Origin of the sequence: Herminiimonas sp. CN (assembly GCF_000622895.1) — a bacterium.
Lineage (GTDB): Bacteria > Pseudomonadota > Gammaproteobacteria > Burkholderiales > Burkholderiaceae_D > AVCC01.
Map to the genome: position 1 here is coordinate 125517 of NZ_AVCC01000001.1, position 11097 is coordinate 136613.

Annotated in this window: 10 protein-coding genes; 7 read left to right on the top strand and 3 right to left on the bottom strand. The window is 57.6% G+C overall.

Annotation, left to right across the window (positions count from 1 at the left end; translation table 11 throughout):
- Positions 1-10: 10 nt before the first annotated feature.
- Complete coding sequence (locus HMCN_RS0100650; protein ID WP_025915553.1) at positions 11-961, bottom strand: LysR family transcriptional regulator; 951 nt, start codon at positions 959-961, stop codon at positions 11-13.
- Between the two features lie 164 nt (positions 962-1125).
- Between HMCN_RS0100650 and HMCN_RS0100655 the strand changes: the two genes are divergently transcribed.
- The 7 genes from HMCN_RS0100655 to serA all read left to right on the top strand — a co-directional run bounded on the left by HMCN_RS0100655 (position 1126) and on the right by serA (position 8190).
- Positions 1126-2511, top strand: coding sequence for an MFS transporter (locus HMCN_RS0100655; RefSeq protein ID WP_025915554.1), 1386 nt, complete (start codon positions 1126-1128; stop codon positions 2509-2511).
- Positions 2512-2590: 79 nt separating this feature from the next.
- Positions 2591-4282 (top strand): FAD-dependent monooxygenase, encoded by a 1692-nt coding sequence (locus HMCN_RS0100660; RefSeq protein ID WP_025915555.1) that lies wholly within the window; start codon positions 2591-2593, stop codon positions 4280-4282.
- A 12-nt stretch (positions 4283-4294) separates the two neighbouring features.
- Positions 4295-4489: a hypothetical protein gene (locus tag HMCN_RS0100665; RefSeq protein ID WP_025915556.1), complete on the top strand. Its 195-nt coding sequence runs from the start codon at positions 4295-4297 to the stop codon at positions 4487-4489.
- 40 nt (positions 4490-4529) lie between these two features.
- Entirely contained in the window at positions 4530-5069 is a 540-nt protein-coding gene (locus HMCN_RS0100670; protein ID WP_025915557.1) for a VOC family protein, read from the top strand.
- A gap of 5 nt (positions 5070-5074) precedes the next feature.
- Positions 5075-6091, top strand: coding sequence for a fumarylacetoacetate hydrolase family protein (locus tag HMCN_RS0100675; RefSeq protein WP_025915558.1), 1017 nt, complete (start codon positions 5075-5077; stop codon positions 6089-6091).
- Positions 6088-6732 carry a maleylacetoacetate isomerase gene (gene maiA / locus HMCN_RS0100680; RefSeq protein ID WP_025915559.1) on the top strand — a complete coding sequence of 215 codons (645 nt, stop codon included), beginning with the start codon at positions 6088-6090 and terminating at the stop codon, positions 6730-6732. Before HMCN_RS0100675 ends, maiA begins: the two co-directional genes overlap by 4 nt.
- A gap of 258 nt (positions 6733-6990) precedes the next feature.
- Positions 6991-8190 carry a phosphoglycerate dehydrogenase gene (gene serA / locus HMCN_RS0100685; RefSeq protein WP_025915560.1) on the top strand — a complete coding sequence of 400 codons (1200 nt, stop codon included), beginning with the start codon at positions 6991-6993 and terminating at the stop codon, positions 8188-8190.
- A 135-nt stretch (positions 8191-8325) separates the two neighbouring features.
- On the opposite strand, the gene HMCN_RS0100690 is transcribed toward serA, so the two are convergent.
- Together HMCN_RS0100690 and HMCN_RS0100695 are read right to left on the bottom strand one after the other, a co-directional pair.
- Positions 8326-9906, bottom strand: coding sequence for an acetyl-CoA hydrolase/transferase family protein (locus HMCN_RS0100690; RefSeq protein WP_025915561.1), 1581 nt, complete (start codon positions 9904-9906; stop codon positions 8326-8328).
- A gap of 60 nt (positions 9907-9966) precedes the next feature.
- Positions 9967-10908 carry a bestrophin family protein gene (locus HMCN_RS0100695; protein ID WP_025915562.1) on the bottom strand — a complete coding sequence of 314 codons (942 nt, stop codon included), beginning with the start codon at positions 10906-10908 and terminating at the stop codon, positions 9967-9969.
- Between the last annotated feature and the right edge of the window lie 189 nt (positions 10909-11097).

An 11097-nucleotide genomic window follows, 5' to 3' on the forward strand; every position in this document is an offset into this window, starting at 1 on the left:
AGTCTGTCGACTATTTGCTGGAAATCAATTGTCCGGTTAACCCGGTGCGCGCGACAGTCACATTCCATTCATGTGCAGCGACAAACTTGAACAGAAAAGCGATGAAACTTTCGGCTGCCGGCGATAAGGACCTGCCGCTTTTGGTATATACGAAAAACTTGCGCGTGAGCTCGGGATCTTGCAGCAGCCGCATCTGCAACCGATACAGCTTGACCATCGGTTCCGCGTACGGCAGGCACGTCGTGATACCCAGATCGGCGCTGACCATGGCCAGCGCGGTCGTCATGAACGTGACTTCGTTATAGGGACTGAGCGACAGATCGCGCAACGAAGTGTGCATATCGCGCAGTAGCCGCACGGTAAATTGCCCCTGCAGTGCGATGAACGGGAAATCGTTGACGTCGGACCAGCTGATGCGCTCGCGCTTTTCCAGTGGATGGTTATTCGGAAACACCACGACAAATGGCATCTCAAACAGCAACTGCGCAACAATTTCCGGGGTCGGATCGCGCTCCGGGCCGATGCCAAAATCGACCTCGCCACTGAACACGCGCCCGGACACGTTCTCCACCGGGCAATCGACCAGTCTTACCTGTATCTCGGGATGTTCAAGCCGGTAGGCTGCAATCACTTCCGGCAGCAGGGTGCACGACATCATTTGCGGTGCGGCGACCCGTACCATGCCATTTTTCAGCGCTTTGCGGTTGGCAATATCCAGCATGGCCCCATCAAGATCCTGGATCATCTTGTCGAACAGTGGATATAGCTCGCGTCCGAGTTCCGACAACTCCGTCTTGCGGGTGCTGCGCTCGAATACCTTGGCACCCAGCACCTGTTCGAGCTCCTTGATTAGCCCGCTAAGCGCAGACTGGGTGACATTCAGATGCGCGGCGGCCATAGTAAAACTACCTGTTTTGGCAAGTGCGACGAAGGCGCGCATCTGGCGTAGGCTAGGACTCATAAGATAATCCGATAAATCAATAAGAAAATACCGTTTGAATGATATCTGAAACTGGACTCTAATAGAAAAAAGAGCGTGGCATGGTCGCATTTGCCGATTACAGGCCGATCAAAAGATCGCGAATATTTCTTTCAGATTCAGATAAAAATCAGGAGACAAGCAACATGCTGCAATCAATCCCATCGGGGGCCCAATCCCTATCCAGCGGCACCGAAGCCGCCCGCGCAGTCGAGGTCGAAAAGCAAGTGGTTGGCAAAGTGACCAAACGCCTGCTGTGGTTCATCTTCCTGCTATTCGTTTTTTCCTTTCTGGACCGCATCAACATCGGCTTTGCCGGCTTGACCATGATGAAAGACCTGGGCCTGACATCGACCCAGTTCGGCCTGGCGACAACACTGTTCTACATTGCCTATATTGCTTGCGGCATTCCAAGCAATATCATGCTGGCGCGTATTGGTGCCCGGCGCTGGATCGGTACGATCATGATTGCCTGGGGCCTGGCATCCACTGCGACGATGTTTGCGACCAGTCCGAACACACTTTACCTGCTGCGCGTGCTGGTCGGCATCACCGAGGCGGGTTTCCTGCCAGGCATGCTGTTGTATATGACACTGTGGTTTCCACCGACCTACCGCGCTCGCGCCAACGCGCTGTTCATGATTGCCATGCCGGTGACTGCCGCACTGGGTTCAGCAATGTCAGGCTATATCCTGGCCTTGGACGGCACCTTGGGGTTGAAGGGATGGCAATGGTTGTTCATGCTGGAAGGCCTGCCATCGGCCATCCTCGGCCTGATCGTTTTTTCCTACCTGGACGACAAGCCGGAATACGCGAAGTGGCTATCCGCAGATGAGAAAGCGGTGCTGGCGCACAGCCTGCAAACCAAGCGCATGCCGGCGCCGCTCAAAGCCGGCACCGCCGTGCCGGACGCCTCTGGCGGGCGCAGCCTATTTGCCGAATTGACGTCGCTGACCGTCATCAAGTTCGCGGTCGCCTATTTTTGCCTTGTCAATACGCTTGCTATGGTGGCCGTCTGGGCGCCGCTCATCGTCAAGAGCTTCAGCGCCGATGCGAGCAACAGTACGATCGGTCTGCTGGCCGCGATCCCGCAGGTGGCGACCATCATTGCCATGATCTGGTGGGGCCGTCGTTCAGACCGCAAGCAGGAGCGCCGCTGGCACCTGGTGTTGCCGATGCTGATGTCGGCGGCAGGCTGGCTTTTTACGGCAATGTCGAGCAACCCGGCGATCCAGATGCTCGGGGTTTGCATGGCCTCGGCCGGCTCCTATACCGCCATGTCGATTTTCTGGACCACGCCTGACCAGGCCCTCAGTTTCAAGGCTCAGGTAATAGGCATCGCGGTGATCAACGCGATGGGCAACATCAGTTCGGCGCTCAATCCGCTCATCGTCGGCTGGCTGAGGGATGCGACACACAGCTTCACATCCGGCCTGCTGTATTCGTCCACACTGATGTTAGCTGGTGTGGTCATTGTATTGCTTCTGCCCATCGGTGGCCGAAAGAAAACGGCAGCAGCATTGAACGCATGAAAACAAGTGCTTGAACTAGTTCATTACCAAAAATACATACGTTTTTCTTCGGTAATCTGCTGAATCTAAGGGAATTAATATGCATCAACCAACTACTGAAGCCCGTCCTTCGATCTATTACAACTACCAGGTCTTCAAGCCTTGGCTACCCTCGGCCCATCCGGCGCAGGACCGCAAGAAAGTGGTCATCGCCGGCTCCGGCCCTGCGGGCATGGTTGCCGCACTGGAATTGGCACGCCTGGGTGTCCCCAGCGTTGTTGTGACTTCGGAGTTGCAAGTCTCCCAAGGTAGTCGCGCCATAGTCTTCACCCGTCGCTCAATGGAAATCCTGCAACAGGTCGGTGTGGCCGACCGCATGACCGAAAACGGCCTGCCCTGGCGTTTCGGCAACTCCTACTACCGTGGCCAGCGCGTGTTCCGCATGGAAGCCCCGCATGACCCGGACGACCGATTCTTCCCGATGATCAACATCCAGCAGCAGTACATGGAGGAATACCTTCTTGATGCCTGCCAAGCAAGCCCGCTGATCGACTTCCGCTGGGGCAACAAGGTGGTCAAGGTGGATCAGGAGTCCGGCCTGGCTCGCGTTATCATCGATACCCCCGAAGGTCCGTACACGCTGGAGACCGACTGGCTGGTCGCTGCCGACGGTGGCCGCTCCGAAATTCGCACGGCCATGAATCTGCAGATGGAAGGCTCTTCCTATGAGGGCTTCTTCGTGATCGCCGATATTCGCATCGATCTGCCGCTGCCGACCGAGCGTCTGGCCTACTTTGACCCTGAGTGGAACCCTGGCAATACTATTCTGATGCACCGCGAGCCGCATGGCATCTGGCGCGTGGACTACCAACTGCCCCCCGGCGAAACGCCCGAAGAAGCGCTCAAGCCTGAGTCGCTCAAGCAACGTATCGACGCCCAATTGGCCATGATCGGCCATGCCGGAGTGCCTTGGGAGATGGACTGGAACTCAGTCTATTCCGCCCGTACCCTGACGCTGCCAGACTATGTGCAAGGCCGTGTGCTCTTCACTGGTGACGCTGCCCACCTGCTGCCGATCTTCGGCGTGCGCGGCGCCAATACGGGCTTTCAGGATGCGCAATCGCTGGCCTGGCACCTGGCTTTCGTGGTCAAGGGTCTGGCGAGCGAAAAGCTACTGGCCAACCACAGCGCCGAGCGCGTTCGCGCAGCGCGTGAAATTATCGACGAAGCGGGCAAGAGCACACGTTTCATGGCGCCGCCCAGCCCGGGTTTTCGCCTGCTGCGCGATGCCGTGTTGTCGTTGTCGCTGACCGAAGAATTCGTGCGACCGCTCTACCACTGGCGCACCTCGCGTCCGCACGAGTACACCGATTCGGTGCTCAACAGCCAAGGCGACGACAACGCGCTGTTCAGGTCCGGCCCCGCCCACGGCGCGCCGCCACAAAACATCCGTCTGGCACCCAACGACTTCCTGCTCGATCACTTGGGCGGTGGCTTTGACTTGCTGTACTTCACGGAAGCTGCCGCGCTTCCTGAATCCATGCAGCAAGTGGTGAGTGCGGCCCACGCCCGGGGTGTGCCGTTGAAGGTGATTGCCGTCGGGGCAACTCAGCCCGTGGCCGGTGCCGACTTGACCTTGGCAGACGTCAACGGTCACTTCCGTCAGCGCTACGGCGTGCAAGCCAGCGGTGCCGCTTACCTGCTGCGCCCCGATCAGCACGTCTGTGCGCGCTGGCTGACGCTGGACGCGACGCGCCTGCAAGCCGCCCTGAACATCGCCCTGACCCAGTAATAGGAGAGCTCCATGACTACACCCAAAAACGCCCTGACCATCCCTGGCCTGGAAACCGTGTACGACGCCCTGGCCACCGCCATCGACCAGGCAGGCCAGGACAAGGCCGAATTGTTCCTGGTGAAGCTGGCACTGCTTAACGCCAACGCGTTGGCCAACCCCAAGGTCTTCGATGCCCATGTTCAGGCCGCACTGCGCGACCTGTGATGCCTGAGCAAGTTTGACGATTATTTTTTGAGAACCCAAAATGAAAATCCAGAAAATCCACCACGTTGCTTACCGCTGCAAGGACGCCAAGGAAACAGTCGAGTGGTACGGAAAATACCTGAACATGAACTTCATCCTGGCAATTGCCGAGAACGAGGTGCCATCGACCAAAGAACCCGACCCCTACATGCACGTTTTTCTCGACGCTGGCAACGGCAACGTGCTCGCCTTTTTCGAGCTGCCGACCCAGCCGCCGATGGGGCGTGACCCTAACACCCCGGTGTGGACCCAGCACTTGGCGCTGCAGGTCGAATCGCTCGAGGCCATGATGGAGGCCAAAGCCAAACTGGAAGCGGACGGCATTGAAGTGCTTGGCCCAACCGATCACACCATCTTCAAGTCCATCTATTTCTTCGACCCGAGCGGTCATCGCCTGGAACTGTGCGCTAACACCGGCACACCGAAGATGGCCAAGATGCTCGACGAGGCCAAGTGGGACATGCTCAACGAATGGGCCATTACCAAAAAAGCACCGCAACACGCGCGCTGGATGCATGACGGCAGCTACTCTGGAGAATAAAGAAAATGAAACTTGCGACACTTAAACAAGGCGGCCGCGATGGCACGCTGGTCGTCGTTAACCGCAGTCTGACACACTGCCGCCCGGTGCCCGCTATCGCACGCACGCTGCAGGCCGCGCTGGACGACTGGGCCGTCTGCGAGCCGCAACTGCAGCAGGTCTATGAAGCGCTCAACAGCGGCGCCGCCACCGATGCGGTGCCGTTTGACCCGTTGCTCTGCCATTCGCCGCTGCCGCGGGCCTATCAGTGGGCTGACGGTTCGGCCTATGTGAATCACGTGGAACTGGTACGCCGCGCCCGCGGTGCCGAACTACCAGCGGAATTCTGGAACGATCCACTGATGTACCAGGGCGGTTCTGACTCTTTCGTCGGTCCGCGCGACCCGATCTACACCTTGTCGGAAGACTGGGGCATCGATCTGGAAGCCGAAGTGGCCGTGATCACCGGCGATGTGAAAATGGGGACCACAGCCGAGCAGTGCGCACCGGCTATTCGCCTGTTGATGCTGGTCAACGATGTGTCGCTGCGCAATTTAATTCCGGGGGAATTGGCCAAGGGCTTTGGTTTCTTTCAATCCAAACCAGCCACAGCGTTCAGTCCAGTGGCGATCACACCCGATGAACTGGGCAACGACTGGAGCGAAGGTCGGGTGCATCGTCCCTTGATCGTACATATCAACGGCCAGATGTTTGGCAAGCCGGATGCCGGAACAGACATGACTTTTAGCTTCCCGCAACTGGTGGCGCACGTCACCAAGACCCGGGAAATGGAGGCTGGCTCGATCATTGGTTCCGGCACGGTGTCAAATAAGCAAGGCGGCCTCAACGGTTCGTCAATTGCTAATGGCGGTGTGGGGTACTGCTGTCTGGCCGAAGTGCGCATGTATGAGACGATTGAGACCGGCAAGCCGCAAACCAGCTTCCTGAAATTTGGTGACACGGTGCGCATCGAGATGCTCGACCTTGACGGCAAAAGCATCTTTGGCGCCATTGAGCAACGCGTGGAGCACTACGTCGGATGAAGCTTTTTACTTATTTCCGCAGTTCTGCGGCGTACCGGGTTCGCATCGCCATGAACCTGAAGGGCCTGCCTTATGAGGCCGTGCCTGTTCACCTCTTGCGCGATGGCGGTCAGCAGAACCAGGCGGAATATCGGGAAAAAAGTCCGCTCGGCATTGTGCCTGCATTACAAATGGAAAACGGGGTGCTGACGCAATCGCTGGCAATCATCGAATGGCTGGATGAAACCTACCCGCAAGTCCCGTTGCTGCCAGCCGATGCCGAGGGCCGGGCCCGCGTGCGGGCCATTGCTCAAACCATTGCTTGTGACATTCACCCCCTCAACAACCTGCGGGTACTGAGCTATCTGACTAAAAACTTGGGGATCAGCGAAGATCAAAAAAATGATTGGTACCGGCACTGGGTGAACCAAGGACTGGCGGCGATTGAGAAGCTGCTTGCCTGCGACCTGCGTACCGGCACTTTCTGTCATGGTGAGACTCCGGGCATGGCCGATTGCTGCTTGATCCCCCAGGTATTCAACGCTCGCCGCTTTAATTATCCGCTAGATGGACTGCCAACTATCCAACGTATCGTCGCTGCGTGTGAATCGATGGATGCATTTCAGAACGCATCTCCAGCTAGGCAAGTTGATGCGGAGTAGGTGAATTTACGTCAATGCGAATAATTTAGGCGACATCAATTGATGCAATGACTACATTCACGATCAGATCGACGCGCATATCCTGAACCTTAAAGTTACCGACACGGAGTTGGTGTTGACTGCAATTTCTCAATCAACGACCGCCAGCTGAATTTGGTGAGATGAAACTTAGCGCGTGCGCCGCCGGAAAACCTGTTTTTGCGCGCTATGTTAATATTTATTTGAAATACATCTTTAACTTGCGGATAGGAAAATGCGATGAACAAGATCGTCCTGCTGGAAAATATTCACCCGAATGCACGGGCCCATCTGGCTTCGTTCGGCCTGACCAATGTGGTGCAGATACCGGCTGCGCTGGCGGGGGCGGAACTGCTGGCTGCGCTGTCCGACGCAGATGCGGTCGGCATCCGTTCGCGCACGCATATGACAGCCGAGGTCTTGTCGGCCTTGCCCAACTTGAAAACCATCGGCTGCTTTTGCATCGGCACCAACCAGGTCAACCTCGCCGAGGCGGCAATGCATGGCGTGCCGGTATTCAATGCGCCGTATTCGAATACCCGTTCGGTGGCCGAACTGGTGATTGCGCAGGCGATCCTGCTGTTGCGCCGCATACCGGAGAAGAACGCCCGGGCGCATCGCGGGGTCTGGGACAAGAATGCGCAGGGCGCATTTGAAGTCAGGAACAAGGTCATCGGAATCATCGGTTACGGCAATATCGGCGCCCAGGTCGGCATTCTGGCCGAAAGCGTCGGCATGCGGGTGGTCTACTTCGATCCTGAAAACAAGCTGCCGCTGGGCAACGCCATGCCGGTGTTCTCGCTGCAGGCGTTGCTGGAGCAGGCTGACATCGTCACCTTGCATGTGCCGGGCTTGCGCAGCACCGAAAACATCATGAACGCCGAGCGCATCGCGCAGATGAAACCATCGGCGGTGCTGCTCAACGCGTCGCGCGGCAACGTGGTCGATATCGATGCGCTTGACCGGGCGTTGCGCGACAAGAAGCTGGCGGGGGCGGCAATTGACGTCTTCCCGGTCGAACCCAGCAGCGAAAAAGAACCGTTCGTGTCGCCTCTGCTGGACCTTGATAACGTAATCCTGACTCCGCATATCGGCGGCAGCACCGAAGAAGCACAGGAAAACATCGGTCTCGAAGTCGCCGACAAGCTGGCGCGCTTCCTGCTGGCGGGTACCACCAAGTCGTCTGTGAACTTCCCGGAAGTGGCGCATCAGGACAAAGGGGCGCTCAGCCGCATCCTGCATGTGCACCGCAATGAACCTGGCGTGATTGCCCGCATGAACCAGCAATTCGCCCAGTTCGGCCTGAATATCGTCGCCCAGCAATTGCAGACCCGCGGCGCGCTCGGCTATGCGGTCACCGATGTCGATGGCCTGATTCCGCAACCATTGATTGACGTCTTGCAAAAAGACCCGGCAACGATACGCTGCCGGCTGATTTGAGCTGAAAAAGGTAACGTGGGATGCGAATATACAATGGTATGTATTTTCATATCACGCAATGAAATCATGTGGAATATGCCATGTTATTTGGCATACCCCTGCTAATTCATGCCGAATTCATACTTTTTATGGATTTTAAGCCCCCAGCGTTTCTGGGCTCTCCGCCTGCCCGGACAACAATCTGGTCAGCTGAATTTCCGCGTCAGGATTCTTGATCGCCGGCAGCATGGAGCCGGTGTCGCGGTAGCGGCTGTGCCATGCAAACGCTTTTTCCAGTATGTGCGGTGTATGGCCGCCGCGCTGATTGGCTTCGGTTACATACTCGTTGAGCAGGCTGCGGTAGGGCTCGGCCACGCACTGGTTGATGATGACCTGGGCCCGTTCGCGCGGCGCCAGGCCGCGCAGGTCGGCTAACCCGACTTCAGTGACCAGGATGTCGACATCGTGCTCGGTATGGTCGACGTGCGTCACCATCGGCACGATGCTGGATATCTTGCCGCCCTTGGCTACCGATTTGGTGGCGAATACCGACAGATAGGCATTGCGCGCGAAGTCGCCCGAGCCGCCGATGCCGTTCATCATGTGGGTGCCCAGCACATGGGTCGAATTGACATTGCCGTAGATGTCCGCTTCCAGCGCGGTATTGATGGCGATGATGCCGAGGCGGCGAATCACTTCCGGATGATTGCTGACTTCCTGCGGGCGCAATACCAGCCGATCCTTGTAGCGGCTAAAGTCGCTAAACACTTGCTTGCTTTTTTTAGATGACAGCGTGATCGAGGAGCCGGAAGCGAAATCGAGCTTGCCGGCGTCGAACAGATCGAAGGTCGAATCCTGCAGCACCTCCGAATACATCGTCATGTGTTCAAACGGGCTATCGACAAAACCCATCATCACCGCATTGGCGATGGTGCCGATGCCGGCCTGCAGCGGCAGCAGGCTGTTGGTGAGCCGCCCCTGGGCCACTTCCTGCTGGAAGAAATCGACCAGATGGCCGGCAATGGCGGCCGTTTCCGCATCCGCGGGCAGGATGGTGGAGGCGCTGTCCTGCTCGTTGGTAATGACGATGGCGACGATTTTTTCGAGCGGAATTTCAATTGCCGTGGTGCCGACCCGGTCATGCGGCGTCATCAAAGGGATCGGTTCGCGTTGCGGCCGCAGCTTGGGGATGAATACGTCGTGCAAGCCTTCCAGTTCCAGCGACTGGTTCAGGTTGATTTCGACAATCACCTTGTCGGCCAGGATCGCGAAGCTGGCGCTGTTGCCGACCGAGGTGCTGGGAATGATGGCGCCGGTTTCGGTAATCGCAATCGCTTCGATGATGGCGACGTCGATCGGCGCAATCTGCCGGGTGCGCAGCATTTCAACCAGCTCCGACAGATGCTGATCGATATACATCACTTCGCCGCGATTGATGGCGGCGCGCAGCACCGGGTCGGACTGGAACGGCATCCGGCGTGCCAGCGCACCGGCCTCGGTCAATGCCTTGTCGACATCGTGGCCGAGCGAAGCGCCGGTCATCAGCGTGATTTTCAACTGTTCATGACGGGCCCGCTCGGCCAGCGCCAGCGGCACTATCTTGACGTCGCCGGCGCGGGTAAAACCGCTCATGCCGACGGTCATGCCATCGTGTACCCATGTGGCGGCCTCAGCGGCAGTGGTTACCTTGCTGCGCAGCTGCGGTGAGCGGATGCGATCCTGGTAGTTTTCAAGCATTTTTCAATCCTCGTGTCACAAAATGGGAAAAGTCACGGTTATCCGGCACATGCACCGGTTTCAGGTCAGGCAATAATTCTTGGGCAGCAACGGCGCCGGAATGTGTGGATCGCCGAGCGATTCGCGCAGGTTGATTTCGATGGTGCGGCACAGCGCATCGAGCGGTAGATCGTTGGTGTCGTTGCCGAACGGCTCTTCGATTTCGTCGCCGAGCGCATCCAGGCCGAAAAAAGTGTAGGCCACAATGGCGACCACAAACGGCGTCATGAAGCCGAGCGAATCGACCAGACCGAACGGCAGCAAAAAGCAGTACAGATAAGCGGTCCGGTGCAGCAGCAGCGTGTAGGAAAACGGAATCGGCGTGCCGAGAATGCGCTCACAGGCCGCGGCGGCAGACGCCATCGAAGATAAGGTGGTATCGATGCCGTTGGCCAGACAGGCATCGATGCGACCCTCATCCATGCACCGGCGCAAATCCATGCCCATGCGCAGCATCAGGTAATCCGGCTTGTTGGACGAGCGCAGCATCTGGCGCCATTCCGGTTCCGGCAGCAGCGCCTGCAATTCTGCCGGGTTGTCGATGTCGCGCAAGTGTTGCCGCAAAGTATGGGCGAATGCGATCGCGCGATAGATCATGCGCACCCGCACATCTTGCAGGCCAAGGCTGGCATTGGCAGGTTCGGGATCGGAGATCAGGCTCTGGCACTGGCGCGACAGGCTGCGGCTTCTATGTACCAGTTCGCCCCACAGCTTGCGTCCTTCCCAGTAGCGATCGTAGGCGGAGGTATTGCGAAAACCCAGAAAAATCGCCAGCGGCAAGCCGATCAAAGTAAATGGAATCGCGGTCAGGGTGATCTTCAGGTCGAACAGGTCGCCATGGCTGATGGTTACCAGCGTGGCAACCAGGATGTTGACGACCAGCGTGATGCGGATGCGCGGCAGGATCGAACCGCGCACCAGTAAAAACAGTTTCAGCCCGGAAGGGCGATCGCGCACGATCATGCGCTAATTCGCCTTTGGCTGCCAGGCAACAGCATTACCCTGCATGCCGACGGTGCCATCCTGCAGCAAACGGATTCATAACAAAAACCACTTCGGGAGCGGGCTGAAATAAAAATTCATTGGAGTCGATGCAAAAAATATCGCTTGCAGTATGTAGGCTAAATAAACTGATCGCAAATTCTAAATTCC